The organism is Actinosynnema sp. NPDC023794, assembly GCF_040639675.1.
GTDB lineage: Bacteria > Actinomycetota > Actinomycetes > Mycobacteriales > Pseudonocardiaceae > Actinosynnema > Actinosynnema luteola.
The window spans coordinates 239,674-256,321 of record NZ_JBFAFR010000008.1 but is presented as its reverse complement, the minus strand read 5'-3'; the positions used below and the strand labels follow the sequence as shown (position 1 = coordinate 256,321).

Genomic DNA, 16,648 nt, shown 5'->3' with positions numbered 1-16,648 from the left:
ATCGAGGTGGTGCGAGATGCGACGTGGATGGGGAGGCCGGGGCGGCTGGCAGCAGGCCGAGCAGCCGCCGGCGGACGACGCGGCGGGTTGGTTCGGCGGCAGGCTGCCCGACGGCTGGTTCACCGAGGCGCCGGTCGTGACGGTGGACCGGGAGGAGATCCTGGTCGTCGGCACGCTGCCCGCGCTGGAGGGCACGTTCGCGGACGACGCCGAGCGCGCTGCGGCCGAGTCGGGCCGGATCAGCCGGTTCCGCGAGCAGACCAGGGACGAGCGGATCGAGATCGCCCGCCAAGCCGAACACCGCTACCGGCGCAAGGTCGCGTGGGGCGCCCGGCTCGGTGGCACGGAGGAGCTGTTCACCACGTTGTCGGTGCCCGTGATGACGCGCCTGCGGCAGCCCGAGCGGATGGTGCTGGACACGCTCGTCGCGGCGGGTGTCGCGCGGTCGCGGTCCGAGGCGCTGGCGTGGGCCGTGCGGCTGGTCGGCGAGCACGCGGACACGTGGCTGACCGAGCTGCGTGCGGCGATGACCAGGGTGGACGACCTGCGAGCCCAAGGCCCCGACCTGGCGTGACGAACACCCGTTTCCCGGCGGCTCGGGAAACGGGTGTTCTCGAATCGCGGGTCAGGAGTAAATGGCGAACCAGATGGCGATGTAATGGCACAGCGCCGCCAGCACGGTGGCCGCGTGGAAGAACTCGTGGTAGCCGAAGACCTCCGGCCAGGGGTTCGGCCAGCGGGAGGCGTAGAAAACGGCGCCGACGGTGTAGAGCAGGCCGCCCACCAGGAGCAGGACCAAGGCCGCCACGCCGACGTGGTGCAGCAGGTCGGGCAGGACGAAGACCGCCACCCAGCCCAGGGCGATGTAGATCGGCACCCCGAGCCACCTCGGGGCGTGCGGCCACGCCAGTTTCAGCGTCACGCCGCCCAGGGCGCCGAGCCAGACCACGAGCAGCACGACGGTGCCCGTGTCCGGCGGCATCGCCAGCAACGCGAACGGGGTGTAGGTGCCGGCGATGAAGACGAAGATCATCGAGTGGTCGAGGCGCTTCATCCACGTCCGCGCCCGCACGCTGACCCAGTTCACGCGGTGGTAGAGGGCGCTCACGCCGAACAGGCCGAGCACGGTCGCCCCGTACACGGACGTCGCCAGCGCCGCCTTCGCCGACACGGTGGCCGCCGCCAGCGCGATCAGCGTCGCGCCGGTCGCCACGGACACCACGAACGACCAGAGGTGCAGCCACCCCCGCAGGCGGGGCCGCAGCGCGGCCTGCGGGCTATGAGTCGACGCGGTCACGCACCTGAGGTTACGGGAGCGTAGGTGACCCGGTCAGCACACGACGGCGTGACCGCGCCCACCCGGCGTACGCTCTTCCAGCGTGGGTCTTCGCGAACAGGTCAAGAGCGTCCTGCTCAAGGGTTACGAGTTCCGCCTCAACCGATGGCTCGACGGCAAGCAACGACCACGTCACGTCGGCGTCGTGCTCGACGGCAACCGCCGGTGGGCCAAGGAGGCGGGCTTCGACGACGTCGCGCACGGCCACCGGGCCGGCGCGCGCAAGATCCTCGAACTGCTGAGCTGGTGCCGCGAGGCCGAGGTCGAGGTCGTCACGCTGTGGATGCTATCCACGGACAACCTCAACCGGCCGGCCGAGGAACTGGACCCGTTGCTCGGCATCATCGCCGACATCGTCGACGAACTCGCCGAGCCCGGTAACCCGTGGCGCATCCGGCACGTCGGCGCGCTGGACATGCTGCCGACCGAGACCGCCGCCCGGCTGTCCGCGGCGGCACTGCGCACCAAGGGCCGCACCGGCCTGGAGGTCAACGTCGCGGTCGGCTACGGCGGCCGGCAGGAGATCGCCGACGCGGTCCGCAAGCTGCTGCAGAAGCACGCCGAGTCCGGCGGCACGATCGAGGAGCTCGCCGAGGTCCTGGACGTCGACCACATCGCCGAACACCTCTACACCTCCGGCCAACCCGACCCCGACCTGCTCATCCGCACCTCGGGCGAGCAGCGGCTGTCCGGCTTCATGCTGTGGCAGTCGGCGCACTCGGAGTTCTGGTTCACCGAGGCCTACTGGCCCGAGTTCCGCCGCACCGACTTCCTGCGCGCCCTGCGCGACTACGCCGTCCGGCACCGCCGCTTCGGCTCCTAGCGCCGGGCCGGGCGACGCCTGGTCGCCGCCCGTGCGCTCGTGGGGAACGCCCGAGGGCGGCACCCCCCGACTGGGAAGTGCCGCCCTCGAGTGCACCGGTGTGGGACTCAGTCCTCCGAGTGGTTGTCCCCGGCGTCTTCCGAGTCGTTGTCGTCGTTGTCCGTCGCGATGCAGTAGTTCTCGTCGTTGTTCGAGAGGATCGGGATCGCCAGGATGTTGACCTCGACCTCGCAGATGTTGACCTGGCTCAGCAGGTCGGAGTCGTTGCCGAAGTTGATGAGACCGAACTGGTCGGCGACGGTGTCCTCGTCCGAGTCGTCCTCGAAGTACTGCTGGTTGTGGTACTCGCCGACGGCGGTGTAGTGGCCGTCGTCGTAGTCCCCGCCGTGCGGCGTCGCGAACGCGGGGGAGCCCAACAGCATCAGACCGGCCGCGGCGATGGCGACGGCACCTGCCTTCTTGAACATGTGAACACACTCCTCTAGTGGGGAATTGATGTGACGCCCATAACCTTGCTCGCGCGATCCGAGCATTCGGGGAGTCTGCGGCTCAGGCGGTTTGCCCTCGCTCAGGTAATTTACTGGCTGGCGTTGTGGATTGCATCCGGATGAACACCATCGTGTGAATGATGTGTATTCGGCATGGCGTTCGGGCTCGAAATCCGGACATCGCGCCCACGTACTCGCGTCGACGTATCAACGGTATTGCGCGCTATCCGGTTATTCGGCGGTGCGCCCGCCGTCGGTCGTCGCACGGCGACCTCGACGCGCCCGTCGGCTTGGCGGCAGGGAAGAGCGTCAGCTGCCGTCGTCGTCCGCGACGGCGCACAGGCTCTCGTCGTTGTTCGACAGGATCGGGATGCCGAGCACGGCGTTGACCTCGATCTGGCAGACGTTCAGGCCGCTCGCGGCATCGGAGTCGTTGCCGAAGTTGAGCAGGCCGAACTGGTCGACGACGTTCCCGCTGCCGTCGTCGTCGTTCACGAGGGTGAAGCCCTGCTCGGATCCGTGGCCGTGCTCCTCCTCGTGGGGTTCGCCGCTCACGGCGAACGCCGGGGCGCCGACCAACGTCAATCCGGCCACGATCGCGGTGAGCGTACCTGCCTTCTTCAGCACTTCACACTCCTCTTTGCGGGTTTCCCCGGTCGATCCAGCGCTGTTCGGAAGCCCGGACTCGCTGTCTGATCGGCAAAACTACCGAACATCCGCCCCCGTGTGGATCTCGATAACACGATTGTGTGATCCACCGAACGTGGGTGTCCCCCATTGTGGTGTCTTTTCGGGTCAGAATTCGTCGGCACGGTTCGGCTGTGGTAAACCAGCCGGTCATCTCGTATGGTCTTCAGTCCGTGGACGGCGACCGGATCGTGCGTGAGTACCTGCTGCTCGGGCTGAGGCTGGACCGGCTGTCGCCGGGGCTGGTCGACTCGTTCACCGGTGACCGGGCGCTGCGCCGGGCCGTCGACGTCGAGCCGAGGCCGCACCCCGTGGCGTTGACCGAGCGAGCCGCGCTGCTGCGCCGCGAGCTGCCCGGCGCCGACTTGGACCCGGCGCGCAAGCGCTTCCTGGACGCCCACCTGGTGGCGGCCGAGACGATCGCGCGCAAGCTCGCCGGCGTGCGCGTCGGCTTCGTCGAGGAGGTCCGGGCGTACTTCCAGGTCGACATCCGCCCCGGTCACCCGGACAACTACCGCCGCGCGCACGCCGCGCTGGACGAGCTGCTGCCCGGCTCCGGCTCGCTGGCCGAACGGCTCGCCGACCACCGCGCGCTCGACGAGGTGCCCCCGAGTCGGCTCAAGGACACGGTGCACGCGCTGTCCAGCGCGCTGCGCGACCTCGTTCGGCAACGGTTCGAGCTGCCCGCGAACGAGGTGGTGGAGTACGAGGTCGTCACCGACAAGCCGTGGAGCGGCTTCAACTACTACCTGGGCGGCTTCCGGTCACGCGTGGCGATCAACGCCGACCTCGGCCACCGGATGTCGAACCTGCCGCACCTGGTCGCCCACGAGTCCTACCCCGGCCACCACACCGAGCACTGCCGCAAGGAGGTGGGCCTGGTCGGCAAGCGCGGGCACGCCGAGCAGGCGTTGTTCCTGATCAACACGCCGCAGTGCCTGATGGCCGAGGGCATGGCCGAACTCGGCCTGCACGCGGTGGTCGGCGCCGGCTGGGGCCGCTGGGCCGAGGAGATCATGGCCGACCTGGGCCTGCGGATGGACGGCGACCTGGCCGAACGGGTGGAGAACGCCCTCTCCGGGCTGCTCACCGTGCGTCAGGACGCCGCCCTGATGCTGCACGACCGGCGTGCCCATCCGGATGACGTGGTCGACTTCCTGTGCCGGTGGCTGCTGGTTCCCGAACGCCGTGCCCGCCACATGCTGCGCTTCCTCGGTGACCCTCTGTGGCGGGCGTACACGACGACGTACGTCGAGGGTGTGCGGCTGGTCCGCGCGTGGCTCGACCTCCGCGCCCGCACGGACACCTTGAGCGACCGGTATCTGAGACTTCTTGACGAACCACTGGTGCCGGCGGCGTTGGCGGAGGAGGTCGCGGCCGGGGTGCCCTGGTTGTCCCGCGACCCTGGGTGACGGACCGTGCCACGTCCGGCCGCAAGTGCTCTGAGCTGCGTGGACGACGTCGTGCTGCGCCGATGCGACGGCCCGGGGTCGTCCGCGCGCACCCGCTGAGCCCGTCTTTCGCCAGTTTGCGACGGGGTGACGAATTGACGAATCACCTGTGTGGCTGCCTGCATAAGAGGGACCTGCGGAGGTAACTTCCGGTTGGCGGGACGCGTCCACTGCGGACCGCGCAGGGAGGCCCTGATCGTGGCTGTCGTCGTATCGCCGGTTCCGCCGGCGGTGATGAGCGCGAGGGGGCCGGCACCCGGCCCTCGTGACCGGCGCGCCTCCAGCTAGCGGAGGCGGTCCGGTCGATCGGGGTGGTGCCTGGCCCAGCGAGGAGCGGACGCGGGTGCCGCGTTCGTGAGGGAGTTGCCGTGAACGCACGACGACCCGCGAGCCGTTCCTCAGGCTCATCGCGCAGCACTTCCCGGCGCCGTGGCGCGCCGACGACCAACACGTACGTGGTGGACACGTCCGTGCTGCTCTCCGACCCCCTGGCCACGACGCGGTTCGCCGAGCACGAGGTCGTGCTGCCGCTCGTGGTGATCAGCGAGCTGGAGGGCAAGCGGCACCACCCGGAGCTCGGTTGGTTCGCGAGGGAGGCGTTGCGCCTGCTCGACGACCTGCGACTGCGGCACGGCCGGCTGGACCACCCGGTCCCGATCGGCGAGAGCGGCGGCACGCTGCGCGTGGAGCTCAACCACTCCGACCCGGAGGTGCTGCCCGCGGGTTTCCGCACGGACTCCAACGACGCCCGCATACTGGCCTGCGCGCTCAACCTCGCGGCCGAGGGCAACACCGTCACGCTGGTCACCAAGGACATGCCGCTGCGGGTCAAGGCGGGCGCGGTCGGCCTGGCCGCCGAGGAGTACCGGGCGCACGACGTCACGCTGTCCGGTTACTCCGGGATGTCCGACGTGGACGTCGACCAGGCCGTGGTGGACGCGCTCTACCGCGACACCGTGATCGACCCGGCGCTGTTCGACCTGGCGCACGTGGCCGAGCTGCCGTGCCACAGCGGGTTGCGGCTCCTGGCGGGCACGTCGAGCGCGTTGGGCCGGGTCACGCCGGACAAGCAGCTGCGGCTGGTGCGCGGCGACCGCGAGGCGTTCGGGCTGCACGGTCGGTCGGCCGAGCAGCGCGTGGCGCTGGACCTGCTGCTGGACACCGAGGTCGGCATCGTCTCGCTGGGCGGACGAGCCGGCACCGGCAAGTCGGCGCTCGCGCTGTGCGCGGGCCTGGAAGCGGTCATGGAACGCCGCCAGCACCGCAAGGTCGTGGTCTTCCGCCCGCTGTACGCGGTGGGCGGCCAGGAACTGGGCTACCTGCCCGGTTCCGAGAGCGAGAAGATGCAGCCGTGGGCGCAGGCGGTGTTCGACACCCTCGGCGCGCTGGTCAGCCAGGACGTCGTCGAGGAGATCATGGACCGCGGCATGCTGGAGGTCATGCCGCTGACCCACATCCGCGGCCGGTCCCTGCACGACTCGTTCGTGATCGTGGACGAGGCGCAGTCGCTGGAGCGCAACGTGCTGCTGACCGTGCTGTCGCGGTTGGGCGCCAACTCGCGGGTGGTGCTCACGCACGACGTGGCGCAGCGTGACAACCTGCGCGTCGGGCGGCACGACGGCGTGGCGGCGGTCATCGAGAAGCTGAAGGGCCACCCGCTGTTCGCGCACGTCACGTTGACGAGGTCGGAGCGCTCGCCGATCGCCGCGCTGGTCACCGAGATGCTGGAGGACTACGCCTCCTGACGGCTCGACGACGAGGCCGCCCCGGTCGCCGTGACCGGGGCGGCCTTCAGCTTGTGGTCGACGACCTTCGCGAGCCAGGCCAGCACCGCGGCGGCGAGCAGCACGAACAGGGCGTTGCGCAGCGCGGCGCCGAAACCGAGCTCGGTGACGTCGAGGAACGGGTACGGGTACCAGTCCGAGATCGCGCCGTGGGCGAACGTGTAGGCGATCCACAGGACCGGCCAGATCAGCAGCGCCTTGGCGACGGTGGCGCGGTCGACGCGCGGTCGGGGGCCGAACAGCAGCCAGCCGAGCACCGCCAGCACCGGCGACAGCTGGTGGAAGCCGAGGTTCACCCACCAGGCGACGCCGACGGGGTTCGTCAGCGGGGCGAGCACGAGGGCGAACACGATGCCGGTGATCGCGATGCCGAGCAGCGCGTCCAGGCGGGCCACCCGCCAGCCGGGGCCGTCCCGGGTGGGGTTGGACGCCAGCGTGATGGCGACGACGAGCACGAACAGGTTGCTCTGGATGGTGAAGTAGCTGAACAGGCGGACGAGGCGGACACCGAGCGTCACGTGGGTCGTGGTTTCGTCGGCGTTGACGTCCGTCCCACCGGTGAACAGCAACACCAGTTGGGTGATCAGGGACGCGGCGATCACGGCCGCCAGCACGCCGTGCCACACCCGTGAGCCGGTGTGCCAGGCGGTGGGGCGCGATGCGGTGCTCATCGCCAGATCATCGGGTCGGGGCCGCGGTCCCGCTGGTCGAGCCGGCCGCGCTTCCCACCAGGGCCGCGCCGGACGTCGGCGGGCCCTGGTGGTCAGCGTGCTCCGCGGTGGTCGTCCACGGCGGTAGCGGTCGACCCGATCGGGTGGGGCGGGATCACCAGCCCGAGGGGAGCGGGCGGCCTTCGGCGAAACCGGCGGCGCTCTGCACGCCGAGGGTCGCCTTGGCGTGGAACTCCTCCAGGGTCTGGGCGCCGGCGTAGGTGCAGGAGCTGCGGACGCCCGCCGTGATGGCGTCGAGCAGGTCCTCCACGCCGGGGCTCGTCGGGTCCAGGCGCATGCGCGAGGTGGAGATGCCCTCCTCGAACAGGCCCTTCTTGGCGCGGTCGAACGCGTTGTCGGTGCGGGTGCGGGCGGACACGGCGCGCTTGGACGCCATGCCGAACGACTCCTTGTAGAGGCGACCCTGCTCGTCGCGCTGGAGGTCGCCGGGTGACTCGTAGGTGCCGGCGAACCAGGAGCCGATCATGGCGCTGGACGCGCCGGCGGCGAGGGCGAGGGCGACGTCGCGCGGGTGGCGGACGCCGCCGTCGGCCCAGACGTGCTTGCCGAGCCTGCGCGCTTCGGCGGCGCACTCGGCGACGGCGGAGAACTGAGGGCGGCCGACGCCGGTCATCATGCGGGTGGTGCACATCGCGCCCGGGCCGACGCCGACCTTGACGATGTCCGCGCCCGCTTCGACCAGGTCGCGGACGCCTTCGGCGGTGACGACGTTGCCGGCGACGACCGGGACGGTGGGACGTGCCTCGCGGACGGCTTTGAGGGCGGCGAGCATCTTCTCCTGGTGGCCGTGGGCGGTGTCGACGACGAGGGTGTCGACGCCGGCTTGGAGGAGGTGCTCGGCCTTGGCGGTGACGTCGCCGTTCACGCCGATGGCGGCGGCGACGCGGAGCTTGTTCGCGTGGTCGAGGGCGGGTTGGTAGACGTCGGCGCGCAGGGCGCCCAGGCTGGTCATCACGCCGCGGAGGCGTCCGTCGGCGTCGACGCCGAGCGCGACCCGCTGGGTGCCGCCGTGGAGCCGGTCGAAGACCTCACGCGGACGGGTGTCCAACGGAAGGGTGACGATGCGGTCGTCCGCCACGTCGTGCAACCGGGTGAACCGGTCGACGCCCGCGCACGCCGCCTCGTCCACGACCCCGATGGGCCGGCCGTCGTCGTCGATCACGACGACCGCGCCGTGCGCCCGTTTGTGGAGGAGGTTGACCGCGTCGGCGACCGAGTCGCCGGGGTGCAGCGTCAACGGGGTGTCCCACACGGTGTGCCGTGCCTTCACCCACTGCACGATCTCCGCGACCGCTTCCGGCGCGACGTCCTGCGGGAGGATCACGAGCCCGCCACGTCGCGCCACGGTTTCCGCCATCCGGCGTCCCGCCACCGCGGTCATGTTCGCGACCACGATCGGGATCGTCGCCCCCGTTCCGTCGGAGGTCGACAAGTCGACGCCGAACCTCGAGTCGACGGCCGATCGGCCGGGCACGAGGAAGACGTCGTCATAGGTCAGGTCGTAGCTGGGCCGATGCCCTTCGATGAACCGCACGAGGACTTAACGGTACTCGCGTCGGGGGGAGTTCGCCCTGGTTGTCCGCACCATCGGGGGGATCGATACGTGGTCTGCGGTTGTAGCTTCCTCCAAGCCCGCGGTCCTGCGGCCGTCTGTCACCTGCCTCGGGCCGTCCGTCACCTGCCGGCGGGCGTTCGCCACTTCCCGGCGGGCGTTCGTCACCTGCCGGCGGGGACGCCCGCTTGGACCACCTTCGCCGGCTATGTGCGCGCGGGCCCTCGTCGGCGGTGTGGTTCACGGCTGACCCGGCGGGGTTGGTGGGTGGTTGCGGCGCGTGCCGGGGTTGGTTGGTCTCCTCCTCGTTTCAACCGAGGACTGGTAACAGTGTTTCCGTACATTGTCGGCCCATGATCACTCGATCGTGTTCGATGGGGGCGTCGTGCGCTGGGGCAGGAGGGCGCGGACCGCGTCGATCGTGTCCGCCTCGCCCGCGTCCTTGTCCGGCCGGTAGCGGAGCACCCGCGCGAAGCGCAGGGCCACGCCGCCCGGGTACCGGGGGCTGACCTGGACGCCGTCCAGCTCGATCTCGATCACCATCTCCGGCCTGACCACCACCCAATCGGTCTTCTCCGTCGCGATCGCCATCAACTCGCGCGTCTGCCACGCCAGCAACTCGTCCGTCAGCCCCTTGAACGTCTTGCCGACCATGATCGGCGCGCCCCCGTCGGGATCACGCGCGCCCAAGTGCAGGTTCGACAGCAGCCCCCTCCGCCGACCGCTGCCCCACTCCACTCCGAGCACCACCAGGTCGAGCGTGTGCACCGGCTTCACCTTCTGCCACGCCCGCCCACGCCGGCCCGCCGCGTACACCGACCCGAGCGACTTCACCATCACGCCCTCGTGCCCGCCGGCCAACGCCTCGTCCAGCACCCGCGCCGCCGCCTCCTCCGAGGGAGGCGACACCACCCCCGGGATCACGTGCGACCCCGCCACCCGCCGCAACGCCTCCAGCCGCACCGCCAGCGGCTCGTCCAGCAGGTCCACGCCGTCCACGTGCAGGCAGTCGAAGAAGAACGGGCTGAGCAGCAGCTCCCGGACGTCCTGCGCCCCGAACCGGCTCATCGTCTCCTGGAACGGCCGGGGTTTGCCGTCGTCGTTCAGCGCCAGCGTCTCGCCGTCGAGCACCACCGACGCGCACGGCAGCGCCCGCACCAGCTCCACCAGCTCCGGCACGGTGCCGGTGATCTCGCGCAACGTCCGGGTGAAGATCCGCACCTCGTCACCCGACCGGTGCACCTGGATCCGCGCGCCGTCCAGCTTGTGCTCCACCACGCACGACCCCAGCTCCGCCAACGCCGAGGACAGCGACTCCGCCGGCGACGCGAGCATCGGCCGCACCGGCCGACCCACCTCCAGCCGGAACGCGGCCAGCGCCGCCGACGCGCCCTCACCGCTCATCGCCGCCACCGCGGTCTCCGGCAGCGAACCCGACAGCATGAACGCCCGCCGCACCACCTCGCCGGGCACGTCGCCCGCCCGCGCGATCGCGTCCACCATCACCCCTTCGAGGGCGCCTTGACGCAGCTCACCCGTCAGCAGCCGACGCAGGAAGTCCTGCTCGGCCGCCGTGGCCCGGCCGAACAGCGAGGTCAGCGCCTCGACCCGCCGCGAGGCGGAACCCTTCCCGCCGATCGACGCGAACGCGCCCAACGCCGCGTCCACCTCGGACACCGTCAGCGAAGGCGACGGCGCGGGCGGGACGTCCAGGTCGAACACGGTGCGCCACCCCGCGCCGATCCGACCCTGGCTGGGCACGCCGACCAGGAACGACACCACCGCGGGCGTGCTCATCCGGCGCACCAGCTCCGCCAGGGCGGCGACCTTGGCCAAGCGGGAACGCGTCGCCGCCACCGCGGCGGACGTCTCGACGACTTCGGCGAACAACACGACGACCATGGTGCACCCGGGCACCGACAAAAACCGGTCAGACGGCCGCGCGCAGCTCCGCGACGGCCTCCCGCAGCCGGTCCGGCGTCAACGCCGCGTACCCGAGCACCAGCCCGGGGAACGTCGGCGTGCGCGCGTAGTCGGCCAACGCCGGCGCGTTCACCCCGCGCCGCGCCAGCCGCTCCCGCAACGCCACGTCGTCCGTCCCGGCCGGCAGCCGCACGACCACGTGCAGCCCGGCCGCCACCCCGATCGGCTCCCACTCCGGCAGCACGGCCCGCAGCGCGCCCAGCAACGCGTCCCGCCGCGCCCGGTACAGCTGGCGCGTGCGCCGCAGGTGCCGGTCGTACCCGCCGCCGCCGAGCAGCCGGGCGAACGCCGCCTGGTGCAACGTCCCCGTGCCCAGGTCGTCCAACCGCTTGCGGTCCACGACCACGTCGCGCAACGCGGGCGGCAGCACCAGCCACCCCAGCCGCAACGCGGGCGCGAGCACCTTGCTCGCACTGCCCTGGTACACCACCCGCGTCGGGTCGAGCGCCTGCATCGCGCCCAGGGCCGGCCGGTCGTAGCGGTGCTCGGCGTCGTAGTCGTCCTCCACCACCAACCCGTCGCACGCGCGCGCCCACGCCAGCAGCGCGCGCCGACGTTCGGGGTGCAGCACGACGCCCAACGGGAACTGGTGCGCCGCCGTGACGAACACCGCGCGGCAGTCCGTCGTGGACAGGAGGTCGACGCGCAGCCCGTCCGAGTCGACGGGGATCGGCCGGATCGCCAGGCCGTGCGACGCCAGCATCTCCGAGGCGCCGAAGTGGCTGGGTTCCTCGACGGCGACGCTGCGGTGCCCGGCCGCGTGCAGAACCCGGCCCAGCAACGAGATCCCCTCCGCCGCGCCGTTGGTGATGACCACTTCGGACGGTCGCGCCGCCACCGCGCGCACCCGGCCCAGGTAGTCCGCCAGCTCACGCCGCAGCGGGCCGAAGCCTGCCGGGTCGGGGTAGCCGAGGTCGTCGGTGGACAGGTCGGCCAACGCCGTCTTCTGCGCCTGCGACCACTCGTCGCGGGGGAACGCGCTCAACGCGGGCACGCCGGGCTTCAGGTCGTACCGGAACCTCGGCGCGGGCTCGGCTTCGGACGCGGCGGCGCCCGGCCACGTGACGGTGGCCGTCACGGTGGTGCCGGAGCCGCGCCGCGCGGTCAGGTAGCCCTCGCCGATGAGCTGGGCGTACGCGGACGTGACCGTGCCGCGGGCGACGCCGAGCTGGGCGGCCAGGTCGCGGCTGGACGGCAGGCGGGTGCCCGGCGCGAGCCGCCCGTCGCGCACGGCGCGGCGCAGCTCGGACTCCACCGCGCGCCTGCCGTTCGGGGCGGGGAGGAGGAGTTCGCGGTAAGTGGTCCAGTTCGCGGGCATCGAAGTGGAGCTTAAGACTGGACCACTGGTGCGTGAGAGTCCAGGGCATGAGAAAAGGTGGAACCGCGATCGCGGCAGGGGCGATGTCGTCGGTGATCGTGGGCGCGTCCGTGCCGGTGACGGGCATGCTCCAGGCGTATCCGCTGCTCACGGGGCAGGCGATGCGGTACGCGCTGGGCGGGGTGGCGTTGCTCGTGTGGATCCGGCTCCGGGGCGGGCGGCTGGCGGTGCCGGGGCGGCGGGACTGGCCCGCGCTGATCGGGCTGGTGGCGACGGGGATGCTCGGGTTCAACGCGTGCGTGCTGTACGCGCAGCGGTACGCCGAGCCGGGGTTCGTCGCGGCGGTGCTCGGGGCGAGTCCGCTGGTGCTGGCGCTGGTGGCGCCGTTGGTGGCGGGGCGGAAGCCGGCCGTGGCGGCGGTGGTGGGCGCGGTGGTCGTGGTCGGCGGGGTGGTGGTGCTGTCGGGCGGTGGGTCGTGGCACGGGCCGGGATTGCTGCTGGCGTTGTTGACGATGGCGGGTGAGGCGTCGTTCACGCTGTTCGCGGTGGGTGTGGTGCGGCGGATGGGCGGGTTGGCGGTGGCGACGTGGTGCTGCCTGATCGCGGCGGCGGTCGGCGCGGTGGTGGGCACGGTGTTCGGCGGGTGGCAGGCGCCGACGGTGCGTGAGGGCGTGGCGCTGGTGGTGCTGGGGGTGGTGCTGACGGCGGTGGCGTTCGGGCTCTGGTACTTCGCGGTGGCGCAGCTGGGCGCGGACCGGGCCGGTGTGCTGATCGGGCTGATGCCGGTGGCCGGGCTGGTGGCGTCGGTGGCGTTGGGCGCCCAGGCGTTGACCGCGGTGGCGTTGGCGGGTGCGGTCGCCGTGGCGGCGGGGTGCGTGATCGGGTTGCGGGGGCGGGCGGCCGAGGTCGACCACCCGCCCCTGGTCGAGCCGATCGCCCAGGTCGCGCGTTCTGAGCGTTGAACTCAGGGGTCCTGGACGTAGGACTCTCGCGACGCGAACGTAGGACTCGCGCGGGTTAGTGGGGGTTGGCCATGCGGAGGACGTCGAGGGCGCGGTCCAGGTCGGCTTCGGAGAGCTTCGAGGGGACGTGGCCGCGCTCCAGGACGACCTCGCGGATGGTCTTGCGCTCGCGGAGGGACTGCTTGGCGATCGAGGCCGCTTCCTCGTAGCCCAGATAGCGGTTGAGGGGGGTCACGATGGACGGCGACGACTCCGCGTACTCGCGCATCCGGTCGATCTGCGGTTCGGCGCCGGTCAGGACCTTGTCGGCGAGCAGGCGCGCGACGGCGGCCAGCAGGCGGGACGATTCCAGGACGTTGCGGGCGATCACGGGCAGCATCACGTTGAGCTGGAAGTTGCCCTGCGACCCGGCGAACGCCACCGCCGCGTCGTTGCCGATCACCTGCGCGACCACCATCATCGTGGCCTCGGAGATCACCGGGTTCACCTTGCCCGGCATGATCGACGAGCCCGGCTGGAGGTCGGGCAGCGCCAGTTCGCCGAGCCCGGCGCGCGGGCCGGAGCCCAGCCACCGCAGGTCGTTCGCGATCTTGTAGAGCCCCACGGCGGTGGCCCGCAGCTGCCCGGAGATTTCCACCACGCCGTCCTGCGTGGCCTGGGCCTCGAAGTGGTCGCGGGCCTCGGTCAGCGGCAGGCCGGTGACGGCGGCCAGCTCCGCGGCGACGGCCGTGCCGAAGCCCGCCGGCGCGTTGAGGCCGCTGCCCACCGCCGTGCCACCGATGGGCAGTTCCGCCAGGCGGGGCAGTGACGAGGTGAGGCGCTCGACGCCGTAGCGGACCTGGGTGGCCCACGCGCCCGCCTCCTGGCCCAGGGTGATCGGCACGGCGTCCATCAGGTGCGTCCGACCCGACTTGACCAGGGACGTCCAGTCGGCGGCACGGGCGTCCAGCACCGAGAGCAGGTGCTCCAGGGCCGGGATGACGTCGCGCGCCACCGCTTCGGTCGCCGCGACCCGCAGCGTGGTCGGGAACGTGTCGTTGGACGACTGCGACGCGTTGACGTGGTCGTTCGGGTGCACCTCGCGGCCCAGCGCGCGGGTGGCCAGGGTGGCGATGACCTCGTTGGCGTTCATGTTCGACGACGTGCCGGAGCCGGTCTGGAACACGTCGACCGGGAAGTGCTCGTCGTGCTCGCCCGCCGCGACGGCGTCGGCGGCCGAGGCGATGGCCGCGGCGACTTCGGGTTCCAGTACCCCCAGCCGCTCGTTCACCCGCGCCGCGGCGGCCTTGAGCAGGCCGAGCGCGCGGATCTGGGCGCGCTCCAGGCCGCGCCCGGAGATCGGGAAGTTCTCCACCGCGCGCTGCGTCTGCGCACGCCACAGCGCGTCGACCGGAACCCTGACCTCGCCCATCGTGTCGTGCTCGACGCGGTACTCCTGTTCAGCCATACCACCGAGTTTGGACCGATCGCCGCGACAGGGCACAAGAGGAGTGGGAAGAGTGGCGTTGAACACCTATGGTCGGGGTATGGAGCTTGAGGTCGACCTGCTGATCGTCGGTGCGGGCCCCACGGGGCTCTTCGCGGCGTACTACGCGGGGTTCCGGGACCTGTCCGTCGCGCTGGTCGACGCGCTGCCGGAGGCGGGCGGCCAGATCACCGCGATGTACCCGGAGAAGATGATCTTCGACGTGGCCGGGTTCCCGGCGGTGCGCGGGCGCGAGCTGGTGACCGCGCTCGTGCAGCAGGCGGACCAGTGGCAGCCGACCTACCTGCTCGGCCGCCAGGCCCGCACGTTGTCCGATGTAGACGGTCGGCTGGAAGTCGGGCTGGCCGACGGCGGGGTGGTGCGCGCCGGCGCGGTGCTGATCACGGCGGGCATCGGCGAGTTCCGGCCGCGTCCGCTGCCCGCGGGCGACGGCTGGCTGGACCGGGGCGTGGTGCACTTCGTGCCCAAGCTCAACGTGCACACCGGCCAGGACGTGGTGGTCGTGGGCGGCGGCGACTCGGCGTTCGACTGGGCGCTCGCGCTGCACCCGATCGCGGCCAGCGTCACGCTGGTGCACCGCCGCGCGACGTTCCGGGCGCACCCGCCGACCGTGCGGCAGGTCCGCGAGCTCGGTGTGGAGATCATCACCGACGCCGAGGTGCTCGAGCTGCGCGGCAACCCGGACCTGGCCGAGGTGGAGCTGGGGCTGAAGGGCGGCGACCGCAAGGTGCTGCCCGCGCAAGCCGTGGTCGCGGCGCTGGGCTTCACCGCCGACCTGGGCCCGATCGAGTCGTGGGGCCTGGAGCTGGACCACCGGGCGGTGCTGGTGGACACCACCATGCGCACCGCCCGGGATCGCGTCTACGCGGCGGGCGACGTCGCCCAGTACCCCGGCAAGGTGAAGCTGATCGCCACCGGGTTCGGCGAGGCCGCCACCGCGGTCAACAACATCGCCGTGCTGCTCAACCCCGAGGCGCACCTGTTCCCCGGGCACTCCAGCAACGCGAGTTAGGGCACTACCTGCACTTGCTCGCCCGGGAACAGGTTGTCGTAGAACACCAACGACTCCTGCGGGCCCAGGCGCACGCAGCCGTGCGACTGCGTGTTCGTGTCACCCTGGTGGAACGCGATGCCGTTCGTGGTGAAGTACACCGAGTTCGGCATCGGCCCGTTGTAGGGCGCGCTCCAGTCGTCCTTCACCTTGCGCAGCACGGGATAGGTGCCGACCGGGGTCTCGTAGCCGGGCATCCCGTGCGACACCCGGACCGGCCCGTAGCTGGCGTTCCCGTCGTAGATCAGCCACGCCTGGTTGGTGGACAGCTGCACGCACGCGCCGTTCTGCACGGAGCACGGCGTGCCGGTCGAAGCGGAAGCGGGAGTCGCGAGGCCGAAGGTCAGGGCCGCCGCGGCTAACGCCGTCGTGCCGAGCGTCTTCCTCATCGCTATCACTCCTCGGTGTCAGGATTACCCACCGAGGAGTGATCCGACACACCGCGTTACGCCGTCACCTGGACCTGGTCACCCACTCGGAGGGTGTGGAAGTACTTCGCCGCCGCTTCGCGTGACAGGTGGATGCAGCCGTGGGACGGGTCCGTGAGGCTGCCCTCGTGGAACGCGATGCCGTTGCTGACGAAGTAGGTGGAGTACGGCATCTCGGCCATGCCGAAGTCGCGGCTGTAGTCGAGCTCGACCTTCCACAGCACCGAGTGGTAGCCGACCGGGGTCTCGTAGCCGGGCATCCCGGACGTCGTCGGCACCGGCCCGTAGCTGATCTTGCCGCCGCTGATCAGCCACGACTCGTTGGTCGACAGCCGCACGCACGCGCCCTCGGTGATGTCGCACGGCGTGCCGGGGACGGTCACCGGCGGGGGCGGCGGAGCGGGCTGCGGGTCCGGGGTCTTGGTGGTCTCCGTGGGCGGAGCCGGTGACTCCGACGTCGGTGCGGCGGAGGAAGACGCCGAAGACGACGAGGAGGAAGTCGGAGAAGGAGGGGACGCGACCGGGCCCGAGGCCTCGGACGTCCCGCAAGCCGTTGCCAGGAAAGCGA

At 71.4% G+C, this 16,648-nt stretch carries 16 protein-coding genes; 6 read left to right on the top strand and 10 right to left on the bottom strand.

All coding sequences use genetic code 11. From position 1 onward, the window contains the following. Positions 1-16: 16 nt before the first annotated feature. Positions 17-574 carry an ATP-binding transcription factor AbmR gene (gene abmR / locus AB0H12_RS20075; RefSeq protein ID WP_499624367.1) on the top strand — a complete coding sequence of 186 codons (558 nt, stop codon included), beginning with the start codon at positions 17-19 and terminating at the stop codon, positions 572-574. 51 nt (positions 575-625) lie between these two features. Here abmR and trhA read toward each other — a convergent pair whose 3' ends face one another. Then, positions 626-1,297, bottom strand: a complete 672-nt coding sequence (trhA, locus tag AB0H12_RS20070) for a PAQR family membrane homeostasis protein TrhA (RefSeq protein ID WP_499624366.1) — start codon at positions 1,295-1,297, stop codon at positions 626-628. Between the two features lie 82 nt (positions 1,298-1,379). Here trhA and AB0H12_RS20065 point away from each other — a divergent pair, with 82 nt between their 5' ends. After that, complete coding sequence (locus AB0H12_RS20065) at positions 1,380-2,159, top strand: isoprenyl transferase (RefSeq protein ID WP_499624365.1); 780 nt, start codon at positions 1,380-1,382, stop codon at positions 2,157-2,159. A gap of 107 nt (positions 2,160-2,266) precedes the next feature. On the opposite strand, the gene AB0H12_RS20060 is transcribed toward AB0H12_RS20065, so the two are convergent. Continuing rightward, positions 2,267-2,626: a hypothetical protein gene (locus AB0H12_RS20060; RefSeq protein ID WP_499624364.1), complete on the bottom strand. Its 360-nt coding sequence runs from the start codon at positions 2,624-2,626 to the stop codon at positions 2,267-2,269. Between the two features lie 330 nt (positions 2,627-2,956). Further along, positions 2,957-3,274 (bottom strand): hypothetical protein, encoded by a 318-nt coding sequence (locus AB0H12_RS20055; protein WP_499624363.1) that lies wholly within the window; start codon positions 3,272-3,274, stop codon positions 2,957-2,959. A gap of 233 nt (positions 3,275-3,507) precedes the next feature. On the opposite strand from AB0H12_RS20055, the gene AB0H12_RS20050 reads away from it, so the two are divergent. Further along, complete coding sequence (locus tag AB0H12_RS20050) at positions 3,508-4,746, top strand: DUF885 domain-containing protein (RefSeq protein ID WP_499624362.1); 1,239 nt, start codon at positions 3,508-3,510, stop codon at positions 4,744-4,746. Positions 4,747-5,240: 494 nt separating this feature from the next. After that, positions 5,241-6,530 carry an RNA 5'-3' helicase PhoH2 gene (gene phoH2, locus AB0H12_RS20045; RefSeq protein WP_499624361.1) on the top strand — a complete coding sequence of 430 codons (1,290 nt, stop codon included), beginning with the start codon at positions 5,241-5,243 and terminating at the stop codon, positions 6,528-6,530. Here phoH2 and AB0H12_RS20040 read toward each other — a convergent pair. The 4 genes from AB0H12_RS20040 to pdxR all read right to left on the bottom strand — a co-directional run bounded on the left by AB0H12_RS20040 (position 6,518) and on the right by pdxR (position 12,153). Next, positions 6,518-7,240, bottom strand: a complete 723-nt coding sequence (locus tag AB0H12_RS20040; protein ID WP_499624360.1) for a Pr6Pr family membrane protein — start codon at positions 7,238-7,240, stop codon at positions 6,518-6,520. The genes phoH2 and AB0H12_RS20040 overlap by 13 nt on opposite strands. Before the next feature lie 154 nt (positions 7,241-7,394). Continuing rightward, positions 7,395-8,834: a GuaB1 family IMP dehydrogenase-related protein gene (locus AB0H12_RS20035; protein ID WP_499624359.1), complete on the bottom strand. Its 1,440-nt coding sequence runs from the start codon at positions 8,832-8,834 to the stop codon at positions 7,395-7,397. 375 nt (positions 8,835-9,209) lie between these two features. After that, a complete protein-coding gene (locus AB0H12_RS20030; RefSeq protein WP_499624358.1) occupies positions 9,210-10,745 on the bottom strand; it encodes an ATP-dependent DNA ligase in 1,536 nt (511 codons plus the stop codon). Between the two features lie 37 nt (positions 10,746-10,782). Beyond that, positions 10,783-12,153 (bottom strand): MocR-like pyridoxine biosynthesis transcription factor PdxR, encoded by a 1,371-nt coding sequence (gene pdxR / locus AB0H12_RS20025; RefSeq protein WP_499624357.1) that lies wholly within the window; start codon positions 12,151-12,153, stop codon positions 10,783-10,785. A 47-nt stretch (positions 12,154-12,200) separates the two neighbouring features. Here pdxR and AB0H12_RS20020 point away from each other — a divergent pair, with 47 nt between their 5' ends. Then, positions 12,201-13,115, top strand: coding sequence for a DMT family transporter (locus tag AB0H12_RS20020; RefSeq protein ID WP_499624356.1), 915 nt, complete (start codon positions 12,201-12,203; stop codon positions 13,113-13,115). Positions 13,116-13,170: 55 nt separating this feature from the next. Here the strand turns inward: AB0H12_RS20020 and AB0H12_RS20015 are convergent, their stop codons facing one another. Continuing rightward, on the bottom strand, positions 13,171-14,562 hold the full coding sequence (locus AB0H12_RS20015; RefSeq protein ID WP_499624355.1) for a class II fumarate hydratase: 1,392 nt from the start codon (positions 14,560-14,562) through the stop codon (positions 13,171-13,173). Between the two features lie 79 nt (positions 14,563-14,641). Between AB0H12_RS20015 and AB0H12_RS20010 the strand changes: the two genes are divergently transcribed. Next, the gene (locus AB0H12_RS20010) at positions 14,642-15,613 is read left to right on the top strand and encodes an NAD(P)/FAD-dependent oxidoreductase (protein WP_499624354.1); all 972 of its coding nucleotides are present in this window, start codon (positions 14,642-14,644) and stop codon (positions 15,611-15,613) included. On the opposite strand, the gene AB0H12_RS20005 is transcribed toward AB0H12_RS20010, so the two are convergent. Next, on the bottom strand, positions 15,610-16,041 hold the full coding sequence (locus AB0H12_RS20005; RefSeq protein WP_499624353.1) for a L,D-transpeptidase: 432 nt from the start codon (positions 16,039-16,041) through the stop codon (positions 15,610-15,612). The genes AB0H12_RS20010 and AB0H12_RS20005 overlap by 4 nt on opposite strands. 56 nt (positions 16,042-16,097) lie before the next feature. Then, a complete protein-coding gene (locus AB0H12_RS20000) occupies positions 16,098-16,463 on the bottom strand; it encodes a L,D-transpeptidase (protein ID WP_499624352.1) in 366 nt (121 codons plus the stop codon). Between the last annotated feature and the right edge of the window lie 185 nt (positions 16,464-16,648).